This is a genomic window from Thermosynechococcus sp. (assembly GCF_046299655.1).
Taxonomy (GTDB): Bacteria; Cyanobacteriota; Cyanobacteriia; order Thermosynechococcales; family Thermosynechococcaceae; genus Thermosynechococcus.
In genome coordinates this window covers 56,624-80,428 of the sequence record NZ_JBKBHZ010000002.1, presented here as the reverse complement: position 1 = coordinate 80,428, position 23,805 = coordinate 56,624, and the positions used below count along the sequence as shown (strand labels likewise).

General features: G+C 53.3%; 27 protein-coding genes and 1 tRNA gene. 16 read left to right on the top strand and 12 right to left on the bottom strand.

Annotation, left to right across the window (positions count from 1 at the left end; genetic code table 11):
* Nucleotides 1–66 precede the first annotated feature (66 nt).
* The 5 genes from ACK4HN_RS01920 (at nt 67) to ACK4HN_RS01900 (ending at nt 6,382) form a co-directional block, all read left to right on the top strand.
* Complete coding sequence (locus tag ACK4HN_RS01920; RefSeq protein ID WP_409868791.1) at nt 67–1,362, top strand: glutamate-5-semialdehyde dehydrogenase; 1,296 nt, start codon at nt 67–69, stop codon at nt 1,360–1,362.
* A 359-nt stretch (nt 1,363–1,721) separates the two neighbouring features.
* Entirely contained in the window at nt 1,722–4,127 is a 2,406-nt protein-coding gene (gene ppsA / locus ACK4HN_RS01915) for a phosphoenolpyruvate synthase (RefSeq protein ID WP_409868820.1), read from the top strand.
* 107 nt (nt 4,128–4,234) lie between these two features.
* Nucleotides 4,235–4,915 (top strand): HEAT repeat domain-containing protein, encoded by a 681-nt coding sequence (locus ACK4HN_RS01910; protein ID WP_409868790.1) that lies wholly within the window; start codon nt 4,235–4,237, stop codon nt 4,913–4,915.
* Between the two features lie 5 nt (nt 4,916–4,920).
* The gene (gene cbiD / locus ACK4HN_RS01905; RefSeq protein ID WP_409868789.1) at nt 4,921–6,024 is read left to right on the top strand and encodes a cobalt-precorrin-5B (C(1))-methyltransferase CbiD; all 1,104 of its coding nucleotides are present in this window, start codon (nt 4,921–4,923) and stop codon (nt 6,022–6,024) included.
* Between the two features lie 19 nt (nt 6,025–6,043).
* Entirely contained in the window at nt 6,044–6,382 is a 339-nt protein-coding gene (locus tag ACK4HN_RS01900) for a hypothetical protein (RefSeq protein WP_409868788.1), read from the top strand.
* Nucleotides 6,383–6,502: 120 nt separating this feature from the next.
* Here ACK4HN_RS01900 and ACK4HN_RS01895 read toward each other — a convergent pair whose 3' ends face one another.
* A complete protein-coding gene (locus tag ACK4HN_RS01895; RefSeq protein ID WP_409868819.1) occupies nt 6,503–6,766 on the bottom strand; it encodes a zinc ribbon domain-containing protein in 264 nt (87 codons plus the stop codon).
* 82 nt (nt 6,767–6,848) lie between these two features.
* On the opposite strand from ACK4HN_RS01895, the gene ACK4HN_RS01890 reads away from it, so the two are divergent.
* Nucleotides 6,849–6,935 (top strand) — tRNA-Ser (locus ACK4HN_RS01890).
* A gap of 78 nt (nt 6,936–7,013) precedes the next feature.
* On the opposite strand, the gene ACK4HN_RS01885 is transcribed toward ACK4HN_RS01890, so the two are convergent.
* The 3 genes from ACK4HN_RS01885 to ACK4HN_RS01875 form a co-directional block, all read right to left on the bottom strand.
* Nucleotides 7,014–7,451, bottom strand: coding sequence for a peroxiredoxin (locus ACK4HN_RS01885; RefSeq protein ID WP_409868787.1), 438 nt, complete (start codon nt 7,449–7,451; stop codon nt 7,014–7,016).
* A gap of 67 nt (nt 7,452–7,518) precedes the next feature.
* Nucleotides 7,519–8,544 (bottom strand): ABC transporter permease, encoded by a 1,026-nt coding sequence (locus ACK4HN_RS01880; protein ID WP_409868786.1) that lies wholly within the window; start codon nt 8,542–8,544, stop codon nt 7,519–7,521.
* A 12-nt stretch (nt 8,545–8,556) separates the two neighbouring features.
* Nucleotides 8,557–8,784 (bottom strand): hypothetical protein, encoded by a 228-nt coding sequence (locus tag ACK4HN_RS01875; RefSeq protein ID WP_409849224.1) that lies wholly within the window; start codon nt 8,782–8,784, stop codon nt 8,557–8,559.
* A 122-nt stretch (nt 8,785–8,906) separates the two neighbouring features.
* Between ACK4HN_RS01875 and ACK4HN_RS01870 the strand changes: the two genes are divergently transcribed.
* Entirely contained in the window at nt 8,907–9,752 is an 846-nt protein-coding gene (locus ACK4HN_RS01870) for a tetratricopeptide repeat protein (RefSeq protein WP_409868785.1), read from the top strand.
* Nucleotides 9,753–9,759: 7 nt separating this feature from the next.
* Here the strand turns inward: ACK4HN_RS01870 and ACK4HN_RS01865 are convergent, their stop codons facing one another.
* On the bottom strand, nt 9,760–10,299 hold the full coding sequence (locus ACK4HN_RS01865; RefSeq protein WP_409868784.1) for a peroxiredoxin: 540 nt from the start codon (nt 10,297–10,299) through the stop codon (nt 9,760–9,762).
* A gap of 75 nt (nt 10,300–10,374) precedes the next feature.
* Here ACK4HN_RS01865 and ACK4HN_RS01860 point away from each other — a divergent pair, with 75 nt between their 5' ends.
* Nucleotides 10,375–13,245, top strand: coding sequence for a UPF0182 family protein (locus ACK4HN_RS01860; protein WP_409868783.1), 2,871 nt, complete (start codon nt 10,375–10,377; stop codon nt 13,243–13,245).
* Between the two features lie 94 nt (nt 13,246–13,339).
* Here ACK4HN_RS01860 and ACK4HN_RS01855 read toward each other — a convergent pair whose 3' ends face one another.
* Nucleotides 13,340–13,564 (bottom strand): IS630 transposase-related protein, encoded by a 225-nt coding sequence (locus tag ACK4HN_RS01855; protein WP_409868818.1) that lies wholly within the window; start codon nt 13,562–13,564, stop codon nt 13,340–13,342.
* 172 nt (nt 13,565–13,736) lie between these two features.
* Between ACK4HN_RS01855 and ACK4HN_RS01850 the strand changes: the two genes are divergently transcribed.
* Nucleotides 13,737–14,162 (top strand): DUF4388 domain-containing protein, encoded by a 426-nt coding sequence (locus ACK4HN_RS01850; protein ID WP_409868782.1) that lies wholly within the window; start codon nt 13,737–13,739, stop codon nt 14,160–14,162.
* Nucleotides 14,163–14,199: 37 nt separating this feature from the next.
* Here ACK4HN_RS01850 and ACK4HN_RS01845 read toward each other — a convergent pair whose 3' ends face one another.
* The 3 genes from ACK4HN_RS01845 to ACK4HN_RS01835 are packed head-to-tail and all read right to left on the bottom strand — an operon-like array spanning nt 14,200 to nt 15,701.
* Nucleotides 14,200–15,021: a DNA adenine methylase gene (locus tag ACK4HN_RS01845; protein WP_409868817.1), complete on the bottom strand. Its 822-nt coding sequence runs from the start codon at nt 15,019–15,021 to the stop codon at nt 14,200–14,202.
* A gap of 35 nt (nt 15,022–15,056) precedes the next feature.
* Complete coding sequence (locus ACK4HN_RS01840; RefSeq protein WP_409849236.1) at nt 15,057–15,350, bottom strand: YggT family protein; 294 nt, start codon at nt 15,348–15,350, stop codon at nt 15,057–15,059.
* 27 nt (nt 15,351–15,377) lie between these two features.
* Nucleotides 15,378–15,701, bottom strand: coding sequence for a metal-sensing transcriptional repressor (locus ACK4HN_RS01835; protein ID WP_181495181.1), 324 nt, complete (start codon nt 15,699–15,701; stop codon nt 15,378–15,380).
* Nucleotides 15,702–16,006: 305 nt separating this feature from the next.
* Between ACK4HN_RS01835 and ACK4HN_RS01830 the strand changes: the two genes are divergently transcribed.
* Complete coding sequence (locus ACK4HN_RS01830; protein ID WP_409849240.1) at nt 16,007–16,462, top strand: hypothetical protein; 456 nt, start codon at nt 16,007–16,009, stop codon at nt 16,460–16,462.
* Here the strand turns inward: ACK4HN_RS01830 and holA are convergent.
* On the bottom strand, nt 16,399–17,406 hold the full coding sequence (holA, locus tag ACK4HN_RS01825) for a DNA polymerase III subunit delta (protein WP_409868781.1): 1,008 nt from the start codon (nt 17,404–17,406) through the stop codon (nt 16,399–16,401). The two genes, ACK4HN_RS01830 and holA, sit on opposite strands and share 64 nt — an antisense overlap.
* A gap of 58 nt (nt 17,407–17,464) precedes the next feature.
* Between holA and ACK4HN_RS01820 the strand changes: the two genes are divergently transcribed.
* The 4 genes from ACK4HN_RS01820 to ACK4HN_RS01805 are packed head-to-tail and all read left to right on the top strand — an operon-like array spanning nt 17,465 to nt 20,895.
* The gene (locus ACK4HN_RS01820; protein ID WP_409868780.1) at nt 17,465–17,914 is read left to right on the top strand and encodes an LptA/OstA family protein; all 450 of its coding nucleotides are present in this window, start codon (nt 17,465–17,467) and stop codon (nt 17,912–17,914) included.
* Complete coding sequence (gene lptB, locus ACK4HN_RS01815; protein WP_409877175.1) at nt 17,871–18,659, top strand: LPS export ABC transporter ATP-binding protein; 789 nt, start codon at nt 17,871–17,873, stop codon at nt 18,657–18,659. Before ACK4HN_RS01820 ends, lptB begins: the two co-directional genes overlap by 44 nt.
* A gap of 2 nt (nt 18,660–18,661) precedes the next feature.
* Nucleotides 18,662–19,798, top strand: coding sequence for an LptF/LptG family permease (locus tag ACK4HN_RS01810; protein ID WP_409868778.1), 1,137 nt, complete (start codon nt 18,662–18,664; stop codon nt 19,796–19,798).
* Between the two features lie 35 nt (nt 19,799–19,833).
* On the top strand, nt 19,834–20,895 hold the full coding sequence (locus ACK4HN_RS01805; RefSeq protein ID WP_409868777.1) for a 3-deoxy-7-phosphoheptulonate synthase: 1,062 nt from the start codon (nt 19,834–19,836) through the stop codon (nt 20,893–20,895).
* Nucleotides 20,896–20,909: 14 nt separating this feature from the next.
* Here the strand turns inward: ACK4HN_RS01805 and ACK4HN_RS01800 are convergent, their stop codons facing one another.
* On the bottom strand, nt 20,910–21,248 hold the full coding sequence (locus tag ACK4HN_RS01800) for an STAS domain-containing protein (protein WP_409868776.1): 339 nt from the start codon (nt 21,246–21,248) through the stop codon (nt 20,910–20,912).
* Nucleotides 21,249–21,447: 199 nt separating this feature from the next.
* Here ACK4HN_RS01800 and ACK4HN_RS01795 point away from each other — a divergent pair, with 199 nt between their 5' ends.
* A complete protein-coding gene (locus tag ACK4HN_RS01795; protein ID WP_011057407.1) occupies nt 21,448–21,678 on the top strand; it encodes a photosystem I reaction center subunit IV in 231 nt (76 codons plus the stop codon).
* 11 nt (nt 21,679–21,689) lie between these two features.
* The gene (locus ACK4HN_RS01790) at nt 21,690–22,544 is read left to right on the top strand and encodes a DNA-formamidopyrimidine glycosylase (protein ID WP_409868775.1); all 855 of its coding nucleotides are present in this window, start codon (nt 21,690–21,692) and stop codon (nt 22,542–22,544) included.
* On the opposite strand, the gene ACK4HN_RS01785 is transcribed toward ACK4HN_RS01790, so the two are convergent.
* Entirely contained in the window at nt 22,514–23,752 is a 1,239-nt protein-coding gene (locus tag ACK4HN_RS01785; RefSeq protein ID WP_409868774.1) for a sensor histidine kinase, read from the bottom strand. The genes ACK4HN_RS01790 and ACK4HN_RS01785 overlap by 31 nt on opposite strands.
* Between the last annotated feature and the right edge of the window lie 53 nt (nt 23,753–23,805).

The window sequence follows — 23,805 nt, the reverse complement described above, 5'->3', positions numbered from 1 at the left end:
CTACCACAAGTGCGGCACAATTTGGCGTACGATCGCCCTTGAGAGGTCTTTAAAATCAGCATCCCTATGGCAGAGTCTCCCCTTGTACAACGGGTCAAGGACGTTCATGAGCAGGCGCGTCTGTTGGCGACCCTAGATGCCGCTGCCCGCAATGATGCCCTAGAACAGGTGGCCTGTGCCCTTGAGGACGCCACCGAGGAGATTCTGGCGGCCAATGCTGCCGATTGTGAGCAGGCCAAAGCCAATCAGCTCAATCCCTCTCTCTATGCGCGGTTAGAACTGAGTCCCAGTAAACTGGCGGCGGCGATCGCCGGGGTGCGTCAAGTGGCAGTCCTCCCTGATCCTCTCGGTCAGCGCCAACTCCATCGGGAATTGGATACGGGGTTAATTCTCAGTCGCGTTACCTGTCCCCTCGGGGTGCTGGGGGTAATTTTTGAGGCGCGGCCCGATGCCGTCGTGCAGATTGCGTCCTTGGCAATTAAGTCGGGGAATGGCGCCGTTCTTAAAGGAGGACAGGAGGCCAGTCGCTCCTGCCAAGCAATTGTGCAGGCCATTCATAGGGGGTTAGAAAAATCAGCAGTGCCCGCTGGGGCGATCGCGCTTCTGACGGAACGCGCCGAGGTGGTCGAACTGTTGAGCCTTGATCAATGGGTTGATCTCATCATTCCGCGGGGATCTAGTGAATTTGTGCGGTATATCCAAAACAACACGCGGATTCCCGTCCTCGGACATGCTGACGGCCTGTGTCACCTCTATGTGGATGCGGCTGCGGATTTGGAGAAGGCGATCGCGATTACTCTGGACGCCAAGACCCAATACCCTGCCGCCTGTAATGCCATTGAGACGCTCCTTGTCCATCGGCAGATTGCCGAGACTTTTTTACCAAAAGTGGCTGCCGCCCTTGAGAAAGCAGGGGTGGAATTGCGGGGGGACGCGATCGCCTGCCACCTCGTGCCCATGACCCCTGCCACTGAAGCCGACTGGGCGACAGAATACTGCGATTTGATCCTCTCCATCAAAGTCGTTCCCGATCTCGATGCCGCCCTGGATCACATTGCCACCTATGGATCGCGACACACCGAAGCCATTGTTACCGAGGATGCTGCCGCCGCCGCCCGTTTTCTCCAAGAGGTAGATGCCGCTGGCGTTTTTCACAATTGCTCCACTCGCTTTGCCGATGGCTTTCGCTATGGCTTTGGCGCTGAAGTCGGCATCAGTACCCACAAATTACCGCCGCGAGGTCCTGTGGGGCTAGAGGGATTAGTGACCTACAAATACCAACTGGTGGGGAATGGCCACATTGTGGCAACCTATAGCGGCGCTAGTGCCAAACCCTTTACCCATCGTGATTTGGAATCCTAACGAATTTAAGGGATTGTTAAGCAACAAACAAAGCCAATTTTTCTGTTTCAGAATGGAGATATAGGGCAATAGTGATTTAACCACCAACCTTGCCTATCAAGTCTCCGTTGGAAATGTATTGTGTGCTTTACCCAGTCTCCTAGCAAAGGAGCAGCCTGCGTTTGTCAACGGACAATTATGACTTGGGAATTGCGTGCAGTTATTCACGATAGCAAAGGGAGCCAAAGACACTCAAAACTTTAACGGCTCAAGTATTGCTGTTGTAACTCTAAAGAGACAGCAAACCGCAATTTCATCAATGAAACTCAATGTTTGGGAGCATAACAATGACTCAAGCAATCCCTAAACCAACCAGTGAAATGACCAATCGAGAAACAGCGTTTGTTCTAGAACTCAATTCCTTAAGCTGCAAAGACCTGCCCCTCGTGGGGGGAAAAAACTCTTCGTTGGGGGAAATGCTCCAACAACTCACGCCCAAAGGCATTAATGTCCCTGATGGTTTTGCCACCACCGCCTATGCCTATCGTTACTTCATTCAATCAGGGAATCTTGAGACACAACTGCGGCAACTACTCGAAGGCTTGAATGTGGAGGATGTCACAGAACTGCACCGTGTGGGTCAGGCAGTCCGCTCCCTGATTTTGCATACCCCCTTTCCCCCAGAATTGACTGATGCCATCGCTGCTGCCTACCAAAAAATGTGCGATCGCTATGGCCCGAATACAGACGTAGCGGTTCGCTCCAGTGCCACTGCTGAAGATTTGCCCGATGCTAGCTTTGCCGGCCAGCAGGAAACCTACCTGAATGTCCATAGCCTCAAGGGCGTGCTTGATGCCTGTCATCGTTGCTTTGCGTCGCTCTTTACAGACCGGGCCATTTCCTACCGCCAGATCAAGGGCTTTGACCACTTCAATGTGGCCCTGTCAGTGGGGGTGCAAAAAATGGTGCGCTCCGACTTGGCCTGCTCTGGTGTGATGTTCTCCATTGACACGGAAACGGGCTTTAAGGACACGGCGCTGATTACTGCTGCTTATGGTTTGGGTGAAAACGTTGTCCAAGGGGCCGTCAACCCCGATGAATACCTGGTCTTTAAGCCAACATTAAAGGCGGGCTATAAACCCATCCTGAAAAAAGCCCTCGGCACCAAAGAAATCCGCATGGTCTATGACCTCGGGGGGACGAAGCTTACCCGCAATGAACCCGTGCCTGAGACACTGCGGAAACAATTTGCCCTTACTGATGAGGAAATTCTCACCCTCGCGCGCTGGGCTTGTCTTATTGAGGAGCACTACTCGGCTCTGCGGGGTACCTATACCCCCATGGACATTGAGTGGGCAAAAGATGGCGTCACGGGTGAACTCTTTATTGTCCAAGCACGCCCCGAAACCGTCCAATCCCAAAAGGCGACGAACGTCCTGCGCAGCTACCATCTTGAAGAAAAAGGGACGCTCCTTGCCAGCGGTCGGGCAGTGGGCGAAATGATTGGCCAAGGCCGTGCCCGCGTCATCCTCCATGTCAGCAATATCGATCAGTTCCAAGCGGGTGAAGTCTTGGTTACCCACCGCACGGATCCCGACTGGGAGCCAATCATGAAAAAAGCCAGTGCCATTGTCACTGATCAGGGGGGACGTACCTGCCATGCGGCGATTATTGCCCGTGAGTTGGGTATTCCTGCCATTGTCGGTTGTGGCGATGCCACCGAAACGATCCCCAATGGGGTTGAGGTCACGGTTTCTTGTGCCGAAGGGGAAGAGGGGCACGTCTATCAAGGATTGCTGCCCTTCCATGTGGAGGAAGTAGCTCTCGAAAATCTGCCGCGTACCCGCACCCAAATCCTGATGAATGTGGGTAACCCCGAGGAGGCCTTTAGCTTGGCGGCAATTCCCAATGATGGGGTCGGGTTGGCACGGATGGAATTTATTATTGCCAACCACATTCAGGCGCACCCCTTGGCGCTGCTCCACTACGATGAGCTAACTGATGAAGCAGCGAAGCTGAAAATTGCTGAGCTAACCCAAAACTACACCGACAAGGCGGAATACTTTGTCGATAAGTTGGCTCAGGGTATTGGGGCGATCGCTGCCGCCTTTTATCCCAAGCCGGTGGTCGTGCGTATGTCTGACTTCAAGAGCAATGAGTACGCCAACCTCTTAGGCGGTCGCCAGTTTGAACCCCATGAAGAAAACCCCATGATTGGCTGGCGGGGGGCGTCTCGGTACTATGATCCCAACTATGCCGAAGGCTTTGCCTTGGAATGCCGCGCCATGAAGAAAGTCCGCGATGAGATGGGTCTAATGAACGTGATCCTGATGATTCCCTTCTGTCGCACCCCAGAGGAAGGGCGGCGCGTGCTGGCAGAAATGGCCAAACATGGGCTGAAGCAGGGGGAAAATGGTCTCCAAGTCTATGTGATGTGCGAATTGCCGAGTAACGTGGTGTTGGCGGATGCCTTTGCCGAAGTCTTTGATGGCTTCTCTATTGGCTCCAATGACTTGACGCAACTGACGTTGGGGTTGGATCGGGATTCGGCCTTGGTGGCGCACTTGTTTGATGAACGCAACGAAGCGGTCAAACGTATGGTGGCGCAAGCGATTCAAACGGCGAAGGCCAAGGGGCGTAAAATTGGCATCTGTGGTCAAGCCCCCAGTGACTATCCTGAGTTTGCCCAGTTCTTGGTGGCGCAAGGGATTGACTCCATTAGCCTCAACCCTGACTCCGTCCTGAAGACCATGCTGCAAGTTGCGGAGGCTGAAAAACAAGCCTAGAATGCACAACTCAGTAACAACTCCTAAGTTGAGGGCAGGGAATCGAAGCCGCGATCGCTCTGCCCTTTTCTGTGGGTAACGCCAGCGAGTAGGATCAAAGGAATCAGGTGGAGAATATTGGCGTGGACACAGCGGCAATTCAGGAACTCATTACCTCAGCGGATGTGGGCGATCGCCTGCGGGGCATCAATCAACTGCGCAGCCTTGACCCCAACGACGCCTTTACACTGATTCAACCCCTCAGCCAAGATGAAAATGCTCGCGTCCGCTATGCTGCGGTGAGTCAAATTGCTAGCCTTGGGCACGTCAACCTCAATCAAGCCCATGATCTGTTGCGCGATCGCCTACTCCATGACAGCGAAACGGATGTCCGTGCTGCCGCAGCGGATGCCATGGCTGCCTTGCAAGTGCCCTTTGCCCTCGAAGATTTAGAAACGGCCTACCACAGTACCAATGACTGGCTATTGCAATTTAGTATCATTGCGGCCTTGGGTGCCCTAGGCAATCCTGCTGCTGTTGACCTGCTCACGGAAGCCCTCAATAGTCCCCAAGAATTGGTGAAACTGGCAGCCATTGGTTCCTTGGGTGAACTGAAACAGCCAGAAAGCATTGCTCACCTGCGGCAGTTTGTCGAGTATCCCGATTGGCAAGTCCGCCATCGGCTGGCGATCGCCCTGGGCCAAATTGGCACCCCTGAAGCTCGCCCTTTGCTTGAACAATTGGCCACGGATTCGGCCGCAGCGGTTGCTGAAGCCGCTCGCACCAGTTTGGCTCAGTTAACTACTTAGCATCTGTGGGTTACACGCTACCGGTTTTTGCAGCAGCGGCGGCGGTGGCGGCATTGCGTTGCCTCACAGAAGGCACCTGTCCTCAGGAAGTCACCCTTGCCCTACTACGCCCCAATCGCTGTGAAACTTTTACCATTGCCCAAGGGGCGCCCTTAGATTCCCAACAGGCTTTGGCAATTACCTACAGCGAACCCAGCGATCCCCTTGATCTCACTCGCCATACTCCAATCTGGGCTTGGGTACGCTGGCAAGAGGCGGCGACGTCTCCCAAAATTCACCTTGAGGGGGGCTTTGGGGTGGGGCGCGATCGCACCACAGGCGAGGCGGCTATCTATCGCTATGCCCGCTTGTTGTTAACCACCAACTTGTTGTTCTACTGTCCCAAGGAGCGGGCGATCGCCGTCACAATTATCCTGCCTCAAGGGCCAGACTTAGCAGAGCGCACCTCAAACGCTGCCTTTGGTATTGTGGAAGGCCTCTCCCTACTGGGAACCACTGCCCTAGCCCAGCCCCTAACCGCTCCTGAGCAACTGGAGCGCTATCGTCAAGAGTTAGCCGAGAAGGCAGCGCAATCCCCAACCCTTGTCTTTTGCATTGGCGAGAACGGCCTCCAGGTGGCACAACAGCTCCACATCCCCCCTTCCCTCTGTGTGAAAACCGCCAATTGGCTAGGCCCAATGCTTGTGGCAGCCGCACAGCACGAGGTTCAACAGCTACTCCTGTTGGGCTACCACGGCAAACTTATTAAATTGGCAGGGGGCATTTTTCACACACATCACCACCTTGCTGACGCTCGCCAAGAAATTCTCACCGCCTTTTGTGCCCTTGCAGGCTTAGACCCAGAGATTCTGCATCAGGTGTGGCAAGCACCAACGGTTGAGGCTGCCCTCAAATTTTTAGAAACAATGGCTCCCCAAAGCTTGCCTGAGATTCTTAGCCAAATTGCCAACCGCATTGATCAACGAGCCATTGCCTATATCCATGCCCACTGTGCCGCTCCCCTGGGACGGTCATTACAAGTAGGTTGTGCCTTGTTTGGGCGCGATCGTCAAATTGTCACCACTAGTGAAATCGGAGAGCTAATTTTGAGTAGGATTTGCAGGCAGTAGGCCATGGGCTATAATAAGCATGAATTTAGTAGAAACTGTACCAATACTTATGAATACAAAAGGCCGTGTTCTTGACCGCGAAGCAGTCATTCGTTTTCTTCTCGACGAATGCGGAAATTCAAAAGCTATTTGTAAAAGGCTTACTGGTAGTGCTGTCTATCCAGCAGAATTTCTATGGTTTATTTCTCGCAATCCTGATGTGATTTCACCACTGGTGGAAGGCGCTGCAGCAAGAGTAATGATGCTTGATAAAACAGGTTGGCATAGGGGCACCGTTCGACTAGAAATTGCGTTCTATCCCGACGAAGAAACTGCTGACACTCATGTTTCCGGTGAAATTAGGGATGCCAATAATTAAATTAATAATACCAATAATGAAACTAACAATGTCAGCAATGAAACTAGTCCCAACGAATATTCCTCTCAAAGCTAAAACTTAGATTCTAAGGCATATTTAAGGCATATTTCTTTCTCTCGTTCAGTGCGCACAGCGCTGGCAGGCTTTGGATGTATAGTGCAGACGCACGACATCCACTTTGACACCCGCTGCGATCGCCTTGTACCGAATGAACGTCTCAAGCTGGTGGAAGGGCCAGTAGTCGCGGTTTGTTCCTGCGTCGGATTCGTTTGCCTTTCGCTGTTCTGAAGCCGCTTGAACATCTCCGCCTTCGACCGGCTCAACCGAAGAAACGGCAGCTTGAACGACTTGGTGAGTATTGCCATATAAGCCAGTACATGTCATCTTGCGCATGCATGCAAGATGGGCCTTATATTTCCGCCATTCATGGCGGGGCTTTACGGCGTGAAAGGGTAAAATAAACCATGGAGAGATGGCAGAGTGGTCGAATGCGCTCGACTTGAAATCGAGTGTGGCAGTGATGCCACCGAGGGTTCGAATCCCTCTCTCTCCGTATCAATCAAGAAAAAGGCAGCCAGAACGTCTCTAGCCGCCTTAACTAAATCAGGATTTTTAGCGTGAGCTACAAGACCTATAAGCCGAGATCCGCCAAGATGTCGGTGGCGTGGGTATCGGTTTTTACGCTGGTATAGACATGGGAAATAATGCCGTTGCCGTCAATCACATAGGTGACGCGCTTGGCATAGCCGCCGCCATCCACATCGTAGGCTTTGATAATGGAACGATCCACGTCTGCAAGCAAGGGGAAGGGGAGATTGAATTTCTCGGTGAATTTCTGGTGCGACGTTTCGTCGTCGGCGCTCACCCCCAAAACCACAATGTTTTTGTCCTGATAGGCAGCGTAGTTGTCCCGAAAGCTACAGGCCTCCTTGGTGCAGCCGGGAGTGTCATCCTTGGGGTAGAAGTAAAGCACTACCGTTTTGCCCTTGAAGTCACTCAGGGAGACGGTATTACCGTGGGTGTCTTTGGCCGTAAAGGCGGGTGCAGGTGTACCAACGGCGAGAGCCATGACGGATAACCTCCTAACGTTAAGATTTGTTACGTCGTTCTTTATTCTATCGGCAGGTGCCAAAAAGTCAGTAGTGGATGCGAGGGTCAATCCAAGCATTCAGCAGATCAATGAGAATACTGGCGGCAACCACAATCACGGCAAAGAAAACGACAATCCCTTGGACGGTGGGATAGTCCCGCAGCGCGATCGCTTCGTAGAGTCGCTGCCCCAGTCCTGGCCAGGAAAACGTCACCTCCGTCAAAACGGCTCCCCCCAAGAGGCTGGCAAGGGTGAGACCCAAAACTGTAATCACTGGAATTAAAGCGTTCTTGAGGGCATAGTGAATCAGAATCCGATGCTCAGGAATCCCACGGGCACGGGCGGCTTCTACATAATCTGCCCTCAGGGTTTGCTTGAGATTCACCCGCACCATGCGTTCAAAGATACCACTGAGGACGATCGCTAGGGTGAGCGACGGTAAGAGCAAGTAGGTCAATGCGGTTTTCAGTTGGTGGAGATTGCCATTGAGAAGTGCATCCAGCACATACAGCCCTGTGGGGCCTAGGGGGGGTGTTTCGGTAATCGGATAGCGGCTGCCCAAGGGAAGCCAACGCAAATTCACCGCAAAGAGCAGTTGCAGGAGCATCCCCAACCAAAAGAGGGGCAAAGCATAGGTAATAATGCCAAAGAGACGCCCCCCCAAATCCCAAACCGTGCCAGACTTAACCGCAGCCATACTGCCAATGAGCACACCTAAACCAAAGGCGATCGCCAGACTCGCAAGGCCTAACTCTGCTGTCGCGGGAAAATGCTTGGCAATGATACTGGTGACGGCTTCCCCTTGACTGGTGAGAGAGGTTCCGAGATCAAAGCGCAGGAGTTGCCCTAAATAATGCAAGTATTGCTGCCACAGGGGTTGCGCCAAGCCCAATTGTTCTCGCAAGGCCTCTTTGACAGCCGCCGGGGCACGGGGGCCTAAAATCGCATCCACGGCATCCCCCGGCGTGGCTCGCAGCAGCAAAAAGACAACAGTGACGATCGTCCACAGCATCAGCGGCGCCAGTAAAAGCCGCAGGAGCAAGTACCCCTGCAATGCACGCAGACGAGACATGAATCGCTCGAGTTATTCTTGGGGTGGGTTGGCCGCTCGCTGGCGATCGCGCTCAATCGAGGCAAGGAGACGTTTGGGATAGCTGTCTGCCGCAATTTGCAGAATTTGATCGAGGGGCGTGTCATTCATAAACTTAACGGCCGCAGCCCTGTATTCGCGGTTGGGACAGCGATCGCCAAGGACACAGCCATTGACACAGGCCTCTGCACAATTAATGGTTTCTGGCGTCAGTTCGCTCATGGCAGCTCTCCGAGGAATCCTTCAAATTTTAGCAAGGGGAAGACCCTAGAAAATTGGCAATGATTGCCCTACCCCCTAGGCTAGAATCGTACTGGCAAGGGAAACGTTGAGTAGGAGGCAGAATGCGCAAGAAATGGGTCACCCTTTTAGTGTTGGTGTTGGGGATGATTCCCTTCATCGCCATTTCCTTAATGCCCCTGCTCACCAGTGCCTTCACGGCTCCCCAAGCCACCCCTAGCCCTGTGGCCAGTCCCTCCGCTGGGGATAAAGTCGCAGAACTCCAAGCCCAAGAAAAGGGGTATCAACTGGTGCTGGAGCGTGAACCCAACAATGCCACGGCACTGGAAGGCTTGGTGCTGACGCGGCTGCAACTGATTCAACGGGGCAAAGGAGAGATGACCAGCGTAATTGATCCCCTGCGGCGGTTGGCAGCGCAGCGCCCCGAACAGACAGACTATGCCATTCTCTTGGCGCAAGCCCAACAACAAACGGGCGATCGCGAGGGGGCTGCCCAAACCTTTCAAGGGGTTCTTGCCAAATCGCCGGGGAACCTCAATGCCCTGCGGGGGCTGGTGGATCTCTACCTCAAGGAAAATCGTCCCCAAGCGGCTATTGGCTTGATTGAAGAGACGCTGCAAGGGGCAGAGCAAGCTAACAAAGTCCAACCGGGGAGTGTGGATGTCACGGCGGTACAACTCCTGCTTGGGGATGTTTATATGGCTCAAAAACGCTACGATGAGGCACTGACCCTCTTCCAAAATCTGAGCAAAGAAAACCCTAATGATTTTCGCCCCGTTCTTGCCCAAGCGATGGCACTGACGGAACAGGGGAAAAAGACCGAAGCGGCTCCCCTCTATGCCAAAGCGGTGGAATTAGCCCCCGCCAAGTATAAAGACGCCATTCAGCAGGCGGCGCAGCAGGTGCAAGAGGAATCTGCAAAAACGCCCGAACCCTCACCCCAGAAATAAATAGAACCTAGACTTGCTGTTGCAGTTCCTTAAGGCGAGCCAGTACCTCCTGACTGTGGGTTGCTGGATTCACTTTCACATAACGCTCCCGTAGGATGCCTTCAGGATCAATGATGAAGCTGTGGCGTAGTGAGACAAACCCCAACCACGAGCCATAGGCCTTGCTGACTTGGCCATCAGGGTCAGAGAGGAGGGGAAAGGTCAAGCCTTCACTGTCACAAAAGTCTTCGTGGGAATCTACCGAGTCGGCACTGACACCAATGACTTCCGCATTGTGGGCATGAAATTGCTCAATGTCTCGTTGGAAGCGTTGGGCTTCAAGGGTGCAGCCAGAGGTAAAGTCCTTGGGGTAAAAGTACAACACCACCCACTTACCGCGATAATCCTTGAGGGAAATGGGCTGGCCATCCAAACTGCTGGGAAGGGAAAAGTCCGGTGCGGGGGCATTGAGGGGCGGCAGTTCACCACCAAGCGCCCAACTGGGGGCTGAGGGGCTGAGAAACAGAATCAAACTCAAAAGGGCAACAAGTAATGAGCGCAGAAACATGGTTGAATCGCTAAACTGGCCTTAGGAAAGCATCTAGCTGAACTGTACCCTAGTTTTCACGATTTTTCGAGGTTAATGCCGTCCCTCTCCGTTGTACAGTCCATGCCCCGTTGGTCGCGCTGGCTTTGTGCGTTGGTGCTGGCGATCGCCCTTGGGGTGGGACTGTGTTGCTTGATTGCCGAAAGCCTCTGGTTTCATCAACTGGGCTATTTGGCGGTGGTCTGGCAGCGCTGGAGTGTCCAAGCCTTACTGTTTCTCACCGTTGCAGGGGGATCGGCGCTGTTCTATGGCTGGCAGCAACACTGGCTCCTGCGGCAACGCACCGTGACTGTCGATCCCACCCTGACGGCACAGAGCACCTATCGGGGACTCGGACTATGGCGGCTTTTGTTGTGTGTCAGCGGTTTAACTTGGCTGCTAATTGTGGCTACCTATCACATTGGGGCGATCGCCCTGCAACTTTGGCAACAGCGCTCAGAGATTACGTTTAACAGTCCTCTTTTACCGCAATTGAGTGTTTGGCGGGTGACGGAGCTATCGCTGCAAATCGTGCAGAATCCTTGGCTATTCGTGCCGAGTTTGGCGGCGTTGGTACTGGGGCTGTGGTTGCCGGTGCGCCTCTTTCAGGGGATAGGCATTCTCTTAAGCCTCGCCATGGGGGCGATCGCCAGCCTTAGTTGGCCAGTTGTCCTCAAAGGACTGTTTGCCGCCAGTGATTCCCATAGCGAACCGCTATTTCACCATTCCATTAGCTTTTATCTGTTTCAAATCCCCCTGTGGGAGTTGTTGCGCCTTTGGTTGGTGAACCTCAGCGTTGTAGGCTTAGGGGGAACGGCTTTGGGTTATCTCCTTGCCAATGAAAGTCTCAGTCATGGCAAGTTCCTCGGTTTCGTGCGATCGCAACGGCGGCATTTACAGGGCTTAAGTGCCTTTGTCTTTGCCACAGTGGCCTTTAGCTTCTGGCTAGAGCGCTATAAACTTCTTTACTCGACCAATGGAGCGGCCTTTGGCGCAGGCTATACCGATGTCACCGTGCGCTTGCCCCTCTACGGTTGGCTCTCGGCTTCAGCCTTTGGCGTCGCCTGTTTGTTGACTTGGTCTGCGATTCGTCGAGGCGGCGAAGGGCAGCGGCGGTTGGGTCCCATTGCCCCGGGCCTGTTTGGTTTTACATTGGGTTATCTGGTGGTTATCTTGATTGCCGATTGGCTCCTACCCACCGCCATTGAAGCAGTAATGGTTCAACCCAACCAACTGCAACGGGAACTGCCCTACATTCAACGTACGATTACCCACACCCGCGAAGGCTTTAACCTTGAAAAAATGCGGGTCGAACCCTTTCAGCCGGAAAATAACCTCAACGCCGAGATCATTACTGCCAATGCGGCCACGACCCGTAACATTCGCCTTTGGGATACCCGCCCTCTCCTTGAAACTAACCGCCAACTGCAACAATTGCGCTCCTATTATCGCTTTCCAGCAGCCTTTTTGGATCGCTACTATCTGAAACTAGATCCTGAGCAAGACCAATCAGAAATTCGCCAAGTCCTCATTGCCGCTCGCGAAGTGGACTACAGTGCCGTGCAGCGGTTTGCCCGTACTTGGATTAATGAGCACCTCGTGTTTACCCACGGCTATGGCTTCACCATGAGTCCCGTGAATACCGCCGAAGCCAATGGTCTGCCCAAGTACTTTGTGCGCGATATTGGCGATACGGGTGAGCTACTGGTCAATCCCCCCGAGATTCGCGAGAGTATCCCCTTTTTCTACCCCCGAATTTACTACGGTGAACTCACCAATACCTATATCTTTGCCCCTTCTGATGTCCCAGAACTGGATTTTCCCCGGGGTGCCGAGAATGTCTATAACCACTACGACGGCACGGGCGGCGTGCCCATTGCCAGTTGGTGGCGACGCTTGGTCTATAGCGTCTATTTTCGGGATTGGCAACTGCTGTTGACCCCCAACTTGCGGCCAGATTCACGGGTGCTCTTTCGGCGCTTGATTCAGGATCGGGTGCGGGCGATCGCTCCCTTCCTGCGCCTTGACAGTGAACCTTACCTTGTCGTCGCCGATCCACGCTCTGAACAGGACATTGCAGCTAGCCCAAGCACGGCGGGGGTCAGCTATCTCTACTGGATTATTGATGCCTATACCGTCAGTCGCTATTATCCCTACGGTGATCCGGGAGAGCACTCGTTTAACTACATTCGCAACTCCGTCAAAGTGGTGGTGGACGCCTATAACGGCGATGTCACCTTCTATGTGGTGGAACCCGACGATGTCATGATTCGCACGTGGCAGCGGATCTTCCCAACCCTCTTTCATCCCTTGAGTGCCATGCCCCATCGTCTCTATCGCCACATTCGCTATCCCATTGATTTGATGCAGGTCCAGTCAGAACAGCTCCTGAAATACCACATGACAGATCCCGTGGTGTTTTACAACCGCGAAGACCTCTGGCAAATTCCCAAGGAGATTTACCGCGAAAAACCCCAAGCCGTTGCCCCTTACTACTTGATTACCAAGTTGCCCATTGGCTATACGGAGGAGTTTATTCTCCTTGTCCCCTTTACGCCTGTGAATCGCCCGAACCTCATTGGTTGGCTGGCGGCTCGCTCCGATGGTCAAAACTATGGCAAGCTCCTGCTGTACGTCTTTCCCAAGCAGGAACTGGTCTTTGGCCCGGAACAAATGGAGGCACGCATCAATCAAGACCCCGTCATTTCGCAGCAAATTTCCCTCTGGAATCGCCAAGGGTCAAGATCCGTGCAGGGCAACCTCCTCATTATCCCCATCGAGCGATCGCTCCTCTACGTCGAACCCATTTACCTCGAAGCCGATCAAAATCAACTGCCCACCTTGGCACGGGTTATCGTCATGGATAACCAGCGGATTGTGATGGCACCTACCCTCGAAGAAGCCCTCAAACAGCTCTTTCCCCAATGAAGTCTTTTTGGTGTCTATACCGTCCCGCCACTCAACTCTCCCTTCTCTTACGCTCTCCAACTTGCTCGCCGTTAATCCGTTGACCTCGCGCTGACTATCCATACTCACACGCCAACCGCGAGTCAACCCCCCTCTCATCGATATACACCTCCGTTTCCTCTAACTGGTCATCGGGATGAGCCGCAACATCCGCTGCTAAGGCCGCCCAATCCAGTTTCCAAGGACGGCGCGGAACAACCGTAGAAGCAAGATTTTCTCGCTTCAGCCAGCGATGGATGGTGGCACAACTTACTTGAAAGAGTTGAGTGGCCTCACTGATTTTGCACCCTTGCCAACCCGCTCTCGTCAGTCCAAGCTGTAGCTCATATTCTTTGACAACGTTTATGACTCTTTAAGTATAGCCTATCTCTCTTAAAAATATATCACTCCTTTTTGAAATAGCTAATTGGAAATAGCTATAGCTTAAGGTAACCAACAACTATTAAGATTTTATGAGTTCTGTTAATTTATCATCAATTGCTGAAGAAACTACACTTAGAGCTTTTCGATACAAACTATATCCTCTCAACCAGCCCTTGGGTCTGCTGTCGAAAAGCCAAGGGGCTTTAGATAGTCAACAGTTGCAGTTGCTATTTAAGCAGCAGGTTCCCACGCCGATCCCAGAGTTGTCTAGTCTTACTGAAGGATGGTTCAAGTTTGATGCCAATCACCCGCTGCTGTTGGAAGAAATGACAGGGTTGAGCGCACCGCCGCGAGATGTGGCCTTAGTGAGTCTGCGGCTACTGCGAGATTGGACGGCCTTGATGGATAAGTTGCCCTTGCCTGATTCAACTATTGTGCTGGATAATGTCTCACTCTTTATTGGAATAGCTCTATCTCTCTTTGTAGTATGCCACTCTCTTTCGAAAGGGCTATAAATACTTCCCCGGATGAGTCTTGTTAAAATTGCTACATTTAACAACAATAGGTGACAACCAGCAGCTCACTAATCTTACCGCGTTTATGGCGATTAGAGTTGATGACACGGCTGGCCTTGAGTTCAATGCAGCGCCAAGATCGATACAGTTGTAGCATCGGTTCAACCCAAGCATTGCTGAGCATGACGTAGCATCCCCGTTGAGCTAACTCACCCACAACGTTGGCTAGGGCAATCTGTTCTGCCTCGCCAAAGGGCTGATCGGTGTAACTGGTGAAACTGGCTGTTTTGGAAAGAGGATAGTAAGGCGGATCAAAGTAGATAAAATCCCCCGCCGTTGCCCAAGTTAAGACCTCTTGAAAATCCGCCACACTCAATGTCACGTTTTGCAGAGCAATGCTCGCTTGGCGCAGAGCCTCTGGATCAAAAATCTGGGGATTGCGATAACGACCCATGGGAACGTTGAACTGCCCGGCACGATTAACACGATAGAGGCCGTTAAAACAGGTTTTGTTCAGATAAATCAAGCGAGCCGCTCGCGTCAGGGGATCGAGTTGCTGCTGATCTAAGCTACGAATGTGGTAGTAAAAGGTTTCACTGTGCTGTCGGCGATACTCCGTGAGTTGTTGAATTAAGTCCTCAACGCGATCGCGCACGATTTGGTAACAGTTAATTAATTCAGGGTTGCGATCGCTCAACCGCGCCTGCTGAAAGTGGAATTTTCCCTGCTGTGCTTGACCAAAGAGATACCAGTAGAGTGCCGCACTGCCACAAAACGGCTCGGCATAACAGCGACATTGATGGGGTAAATAGGGAGCCATTTGGCTCAGCAATTGGGACTTACCCCCCGCCCACTTCAGAAATGGCTTCGGGTTGAGGATCGCTGCTGTCCCCCCTAGGCTGGTGGAAACAAGATGAACAACAGTCCCTGCTGCCCCACAAGCAATTCCCGCAGCAGGGTGACAATGCCCACCCAAATCACAGGACTAATGTCCACTCCCCCTAGGGGTGGCACGACGCGGCGAGTTGGTGCTAGCACCGGCTCTGAGAGCCAGTAAATCACTTTCAATGGCCCTTGGGTGAGGTTGATCTGGGGGTACCATGTGAGGACAATCCGCACCAGAAAGATGAGGGTAAAAATGGCAAGGATAATGCCTAGCACCCAATTGATGACAACAACAGCAGACATTGGCATTGCTTACGCTACCCCAAACGATTATCCCAAAAAATGATCAAGGGCAGCCTTGAGTTCTGCGAGTTCCTGATCAATACGTCCCTCTTGAGCAGCACGAGTCACACATTCATTCAAATGTTCATCGAGAATCAGCCGTGCCACCCGATCCAACGCTCCCCGCACTGCGGCAATTTGAATCAGTACCTCTGGGCAAGGGCGACTGTCTTGTACCATCGTTTTGATCCCCCGCACGTGCCCTTCAATGCGCGACAGCCGATTGACGATCGCCCGCAGCGACTCCTCACTGTGGTAATGGGGATGGGAATGCAGAGAAGGGGAGGAATGGGAATGGGATTCAGTGCCCACGGCAAACAGTCCTAAACAATCAGTACAACGATTCGCAGACCACTCAAGAACGCGACAAATTAAGGCGTTGTTGCCCCCTGTTGCAGGTAATTCCGTAGATTGACTAACGGAACAGCAACTAATAGTTGCACAGCAATTGTAGCAAACTTGCTAGCTGCGCTTAGTTTTGGTCATGAATGTTAGCGCTTGTTTCTCAGTTTTTAAGTGGGCGTTTGCTTTGGGCGTCACTCCCGTAACTGTTGCCCCTAGGGAAGTCGTGATAGTATCGGGACACATCCCCCGCAGGACTCAGTGGACGAACCGACGTGACAGAACCAATTTTTTGGTTGGCGGTGTCACTGGTATTAGTGGCCGTATGCTTGGCAGCCGTTTTGGTTGCCGCTATCCCGGCATTTATGGAGTTGGCACGGGCGGCGCGCAGTGCTGAAAAGCTCTTTGATACGTTGAGCCGTGAACTTCCCCCCACCCTAGAAGCAATTCGCTTGACGGGCTTGGAGATTAGCGATCTTACCGATGACATTAGCCAGGGGGTAGCAAGTGCGGGGAATGTGGTGAAGCAGGTGGATCAAGGCATTGCGGTAGCAAAACGACAGGTGCAAGAGGCAAAAATAACCACCCGTAGCGTCTTTGCCGGAATAAAAGCCGCATGGCAAACATGGAACCGTCCCAGTCGCAAACCTTCGCGGCTTCCCCCCAGTCAGCTCTCGCGACCACCAGAGCGATCGCCCCAAGAACGCCGTGAACAGGCCAAGGAAAGCTGAATCATCCCTTGGCGTAGGGTGGCCACTGGCTCAGCCCCTAGCTTGAGTTGATACTCCGTGGCTAAGAGAATCTGCAAGCAGGCTTGAAGGGACGGCAAAGCAACAGCGTTCACTTCTTTTTGCAGGAAATAGACCCGTTTCGGATTTCCCACTTCGGCGAGCTTGGCAATGCGTTGATTGTCGCGCTCATGGCTAAGCAATTTGACCCACAACCACGTGCGAAATTGTTTCGTCAGAGTCGCTAGGAGGCGCAAGGGCGGTTCATTTTGTAGCAGCAAGTCCTCTAGTTGGCTCAGGGCAGTGGCTGTGTCTCCCCGCAAGAGGGTGCTGGCAAGGGTGAGGCTACTTTGTTGGGTGGCATGTACAAGGGCGGTCATGTCCTCAGGGGTAAGGGGGCGATCGCCCGCAAACAGAGCCAATTTCTCTAATTCGTTGTGGAGTTGGCGGCTGTCATTACCCACAGCTTCCGCAAGAAGTTGTATCGCTTCTGGGGGCAGGTGCAGTTGATAGCGCTGAGCCGCCTGGCGGATTTGCTGTTCAATCTCAGCCGTTTTCCAAGCAGCAATCGGACTAAATTCCTGAATGTTGCCATGCTGTTGCAGCAGTTTGACAGCTTTGCTGCGGCTATCGGGTTTTTGAGTACTCGTGAGGAGCAAATGACAGTTCGGGGGAATTTGAGGTAGGGTCAGTTCTAAATCTGCGAGTAGTTCGGCATTACAGCGTTGACCCAGTGTCGTATTCACCAACCACACTAAGCGATCGCCGCCGCCAAAGGGTGGCGTCATCACCTGCGCCAACGCGGCTTGCACAGCTTGGGGATCCTCGCCGGCCAGTTTCTCGAAGTTGAAACTCTCCCACAGGGGATCCACCACCTGTTGCCGTAGGTCTTTCACGGCTTGCTCAAGGCGAAATTGATCTTCCCCCCAGTAGAAGTAAACGGGCACGATGCAGAACCTTTCCCTCATCCACTAGGATAAAGACATTGTGGCGGAGAATAAGAACATGTGGGAATCTTGTTCTCGATGGCCCAGCCATCTTTTGGCGCTCACTACATTGGGGGTAGGGCTAGCGATCGCTCCCCTTTTTGGGCAGGCCGCAGACTCCCAAGAACCCCCCTCCCAAGCCCTGACCATTCTCGCTGACGTGCAGCAGGCCAATGCAGTTACAGGAGTGATCACGGCGCGGGGCAATGTGCAGTTGCGCTATCCTGCTCGCCAAATTCAGGCCACAGCGGCACAGGCACAATACTTTAGTCGCGAGGAACGCATTGTTCTGAGTGGCAACGTCTATGTATTGCAGCAGGGGAATAGCCTGCGGGCCGACACCGTCACTTATCTAATTAGGGAAGGAAAGTTTGTGGCCTTACCTGCCCCTAGTCGCCAAGTTGAATCTATCCTGATGATCCGTGATGACCCAAACCAACAAGTTTTTACACCTGTGCAGCCCGAGTAGGGGGGGTGCGTTACCAACCACGCTGCGCTTAGAGGGAGTGTGTAAACGCTATGGCAGTCGCTGGGTAGTGGATCACGTCAGTCTCTCGGTGGTACGGGGAGAGGTGGTGGGTCTTTTAGGTCCCAATGGGGCAGGGAAAACAACCACCTTTTACATTGCGACAGGGATTGAACGACCGGATTATGGTCGAGTCTGGCTGGATGATGAGGAGATTACCCATGCGCCGTTACATGAGCGGGCGCGGCGCGGGATTGGCTACTTGCCCCAAGAACCGAGTATCTTTCGCCAGTTAACCGTGGCTGAAAATATCCTCTTAGTTTTAGAAGAAACGGGAGTGCCTCGGCGACAGTGGCGCGATCGCTTGGATCAACTCCTGACGGAATTTCGCTTGACCCAAATTGCCCACACCCTCGGTCGGCGAGTCTCAGGGGGAGAACGGCGGCGCACCGAATTGGCTCGTGCTTTAGCGGCAGGTGTCCAAGGTCCCAGTTTCCTGCTATTGGATGAACCCTTTGCAGGGGTAGATCCCATTGCCGTACATGACCTACAGGACATAATTACCAAGCTGCGCGATCGCCAGATGGGCATTCTGATCACGGATCACAATGTGCGGGAAACACTGGAAATTATTGACCGCGCCTACATTTTACGGGAAGGGAAGATTTTGGCCGCAGGGAATAGCTGGGAATTGGCACAGGATGCCAAAGTGCGGCAATACTACCTCGGTGAGGATTTTCGTTTCTAGGCATGATCAGAGCACTGCGGCCGATCTGGCTGCCGACCCTCTCCAAGTTAGATCAGTATCTGCTCTCGCTGCTGCTGCCGGGGTTTGTTTTTGGCGTTACAATCTTTACCACTTTGGCGCTGACGGTCGGCACGATTTTTGATCTGGTGCGGCAAATTGCCGATGCTCAACTGCCCCTAACGATTTTGCTGCAATTGATTGGCTATCAACTGCCGACCGTCTTGGTCTTGGTCTTTCCGATGGCCGTGCTGCTAGCGGTGGTGGGGGCGATGAGTCGGCTCTCGGAGGAGGGGGAGTGGATTGCCCTGCGCAGTGTGGGCATTTGTCTGCGCCGTGTCCTTGTCCCCGTGATGGTTTTTGCTCTGTTTGTCAGTGGGTTGACCCTTGCCCTCAATGAAATTGCTGTCCCAATCGCCAAGTATGAATCGCAAAAACTCATGCGGGAGTTGCTGCAACAGGAGCGCACCCTCGGCTCAGGCACCGATATTTTCTACCCGGAGTACGATCGCGACGGCGATGTGCGGCGGCTCTATTATGGGCATCGCTTTGATGGCAGCCGCATTCAGGGAATCACAGTTTTGGACTTCTCCCAACCCGAGGTCACTCAGGTCATTAGTGCTGAATCCGCGGCGTGGAATGTGCGTGCGAGTCGCTGGTTACTCTCGCAGGGGGTAGCCTATTTGATCAGCCACACAGGCGTGAGCCGCAATTTGCTGCAATTTGAACAGGAGGAGATCCGCTTGCCTCGGCCTGCTCAATCTCAGCAACTGCAGCCAAGGGATGTGGATGATCTGTCAATTACCCAAGCACGCCGTGCCCTGCAACGTCTCGATCCCGATCAAGATCCGGAACTCGTGCGTGCCCTAGAGGTTCATTTGGCTCAGGCCTATGCCCAGCCTTTCTTAGCTGTGGTTTTTGCTCTGTTGGGGGTGGGGTTTGGTCTCAGTCCTTCCCAACGACGGGGACGACAGGGATTTGGCATTAGTGTGGCGATAGTTTTTGCGCAGTACGTGCTCACGTTTTTTCTCGGCGCCTTGGGCAAGATAGGTACGCTCTCTCCCCTTGCGGCGGCGTGGTTGCCCCATGGTATTGGTTTGGCAGTGGCGATCGCCCTACTGTGGCGTGCGGATCACCGCTAGGGAGTTATGATGGAAACAGTGCTGATTGCTCATCCATGCCGCAAACGTTTGATCTGCACGTTGTTGAGACACGACCCTTGTTGACGCCTGCTGCGCTGCTGGCGGATCTGCCGCTGACGGAAGCCCAAGCCACCCTTGTGGCGACAACCCGCGATCGCATTCGTGACATTTTCAAGGGGCGCGATCGCCGACTGCTAGTCATTGTAGGCCCTTGTTCCATTCACGATGTTAAGGCGGCTTTGGAATATGGCGAAAAGTTGGCTCGGGTGCGCGATCGCCTGCGGGATAGTCTTGAAATCGTCATGCGGGTTTATTTTGAAAAACCACGAACCTCGGTAGGCTGGAAAGGGCTGATCAACGATCCGCACCTCGATGGTAGCTATGACATCAACACCGGGCTACGCCTTGCCCGCAAGCTGCTACTGGATTTGGCCAACTTGGGGATACCCGCTGCCACAGAATTGCTCGACCCGATTATTCCCCAGTACATTGCTGACGTTGTGAGTTGGACCGCCATTGGGGCACGCACCACTGAAAGCCAAACCCACCGCCAAATGGCCTCAGGTCTCTCGATGCCCGTAGGCTTCAAAAATGGCACCGATGGTCACCTAGACTCGGCCATTAATGCCATGATTGCTGCCCGTCAATCCCACCACTTTCTGGGCATTAACGCTGAAGGTCGTGCCAGTATTGTGGCCACCACGGGGAATCCCGATACCCATCTTGTACTGCGCGGCGGCAAAGACGGCCCCAACTACTCTGCTGCCCACATTGAAATGGCGGCTGCGCTCCTTGAGCGTAAGGGACTCACCCCCCGCCTGATGGTGGATTGTAGCCACGCCAACGCTGCCAAAGATGCCCAACGCCAAGTGCTAGTGTGTGAAAACCTCGCCCAGCAGGTACAGCAAGGCTCCCGTTATTTGGCGGGTGTCATGATCGAGAGCCATCTCAAGGCGGGTAATCAACCGATTCCCAAGGATCTCTCACAGTTGGTCTACGGCCAGAGTATTACCGATCCCTGCGTGGACTTTGCAACAACAGTAACAATGCTTGAACAGTTGGCGAGTGCTGTGGGGTCACAACTAGTGGCCAGATAACTGGATTGCAAAAACTAGTCCCTTGCCTCTTGGGGAGGGGGATTCAACGAAAAGAATTCTTCCTCATCTTTGAGGATTTGAAAGACCTTGTCCATGCTCGTGAGTTCAAAGAGCATCATCATTTGTTTAGGAATATTGCAGAGGTAAAGTTGTCCTCCTCCTGCCCGCACTGTTTTCAGAGCAACAACAAGAGCGCCTAAGCCAGAACTGTCAATGAAGGTGACATCAGCACAATCCAGCAAGAGGGCTTGAGTCCCTTCTTGAACCAGCTCACTAATGGTTTGACGAAATTCCTGAGCTTGGGGGCCACCAAAGACCCCAGAGAGCTTCATCACTTCGACAGTGTTGGCCATAACAGGATGATGGAAAAGCCTTCCCCGCTAGTATACAGCCTTTCTTTACAGAGATTCGTAACGGGACAAACCCATAACCGCCCTTTTCTGAGTTCTCGAGGCTGTTCCTCTGTGAAATTTTGTGGAGCGAGCGTAACAAGCCGTAGTAGTCATAGTAGGCTTAACTCTAGCCGTTGAGAAATTTTTAGGACGATAACTCATGGTGCAACGTGGTTCTAAAGTCAAGATTCTCCGCCCTGAATCCTACTGGTACAACGAAGTGGGCACCGTCGCCTCTGTGGATCAAACCCCCGGCGTCAAATATCCGGTGATTGTGCGCTTCGACAAAGTCAATTACACCGGCTACAGCGGCAGTGCCAGCGGTGTGAACACCAATAACTTTGCGCTTCACGAAGTGCAAGAAGTGGCTCCTCCCAAAAAAGGTAAATAGTTTCTGAGACCGTGCCGGAATTACCAGAAGTTGAAACGGTACGTCGTGGGCTAGAGGTCGTCACCCTAGGGCAACCTATTCTTGGGGTCGAGGTGCTTCTAGCCCGTTCTATTGCGCTTCCTGAAGAGCCTCAAGGGTTTATTGATCACCTACGCGATCGCTCCATTCAACAGTGGCACCGGCGGGGCAAGTACCTTTTGGCCACCTTAGATGATGGAAGTCGCCTCGTGATTCATCTGCGCATGAGTGGCCAGTTGTTGTGGCTGACAACCCCCCAGCCCCCCTGTCCCCATACTCGTGTGCGCTGGTTTTTTGCAACGGGCGCGGAACTTCGCTTTGTCGATCAACGGACGTTTGGTCGCTGTTGGTGGATTCCTGCCCATTGCCGCCCAGAAGAGGCGATTCCCACACTGGCCAGATTGGCACCGGAACCCCTAAGTGAAGCCTTTACAGCTCGGTTCTTGGCGGAGCGCTTGGTGCATTATCGTCGCGCCCTGAAAACGGCACTCTTGGATCAGGCCGTTGTTGCGGGCATGGGGAATATCTATGCCGATGAAAGTCTTTTCTTGAGTGGTCTGCACCCCGCCCTCCCCACTTGCACCCTAACGATTGAGCAGATCGCTCACCTGCACCAAGTCATTCGCCGAGTGCTAAGGGAAGCGATTGCAGCGGGTGGCACGACAATTTGTAGCTTTGTGACCCTAGAGGGGGTAAATGGTCGCTATGGGGGTCAGGCATGGGTTTATGGTCGCAAGGGGGAAGCCTGCCGCGTCTGCGGCACAAGGATTGAACGGCTGCGCTTGGCAGGACGCTCCAGTCACTATTGCCCTCGATGTCAGCCACTGTCTTTGGCAATGGGCAAATAAAGGGTGAGAATTTCTCCCGCTTGGCGATCGCGCCGTTGAATGACCTTAGCCCCGACTGCCTCAATCAAGAGTTTGGCAGCTTCAAAATTGAGACTCAGTTGGCCGGTCGCCGGATGCCACAGGAGCAGGCGCCCCAAGGCGGCTAGATCGCTACGGTGTTTGTACTGGGGGGATCGCAATTCTAACTTCACGTGCTGTCCTGCCCGCTGTACCACCAATTGCAGTTCACTCTCCGGGGCAAGGGTTTGGCTATAGTATTCCACTAACCCGGTCAAGACCTGATCTAAAGACGTTGGATCACTGAGAACAAGGGGTAAATTGGGCGGATACTCAAGAACCAATTTGACTTGACGACGCGCCGCCTGTTTTTGCCAGCGAGCCAAGTTTGTCGTGAAGAGTTCCGGCAAGTGGGTCTGGCCAAAAGCAAGGGGGGGTTTGGAGCTAGGACGGGTGAAGATTTCAGCGGCATCACTCAGGAGATTGAAGCGGGTGATTTGGTCTTGAATCTCCTGACCAATCTTTTGTAGATACTGGTACGTGCGCTGGGGTAGATCCTCTTGCCGTTGTAGCAATTGGATAAAGGTATTGATGGTGGTGAGGGGAGTGCGCACCTCATGGGAGAGGGCTTGAAGAAGACTAATGTCAGCAGCTATTGGGTTGGCAGTCACTGTCAGGGGTGTGGCCGGCGGTTGACTATAGTCCAGCAGCCATTGACCAAATTGACTCACCAAACGATAGCTGGGGGGCACCATCTCCACACTGGCCAGCCACTGATCAATCGGGTGGAGATCAGTCAAAGGAAGTTGCTGCCGCAACTGCTGCCAAAAAGCACGAATTTCCTCAGGAGCAAAGGAAAAGTGCAGTCCGCGCTCCCCTCGATAGACCAGCAAAAGATTGACCTCTGGACTCAGAAGTAGGCAAAAGGGATTCATGCCTTCCCACACTGCGGGCAAAAGGGTCATTGCCGGCAAAGCAGGGTTGGCGTTTGTGGGGGGCAGGTAGCGGAGCGATCGCCCTTGGGGCAGCAGGACATAGGTTTTTAGGGGACAATCTTGAAGAATCAGGCTGGGGAAGGAGACTAAAAAGCCCTCAATGGGATGTGTCACTACCAATAACTTTTCTAAGGCGGCAACCCCCGCTTGCCACTGCCAAAAGCGATCGCCGGCACGGCTATCCTCACGATCAAGAGTGAAATGCGTGCGTCCCATCGCAGCCGATACAACGTCCCCCACTGCCTTGACCATAGCCCCAACGTTGCCCA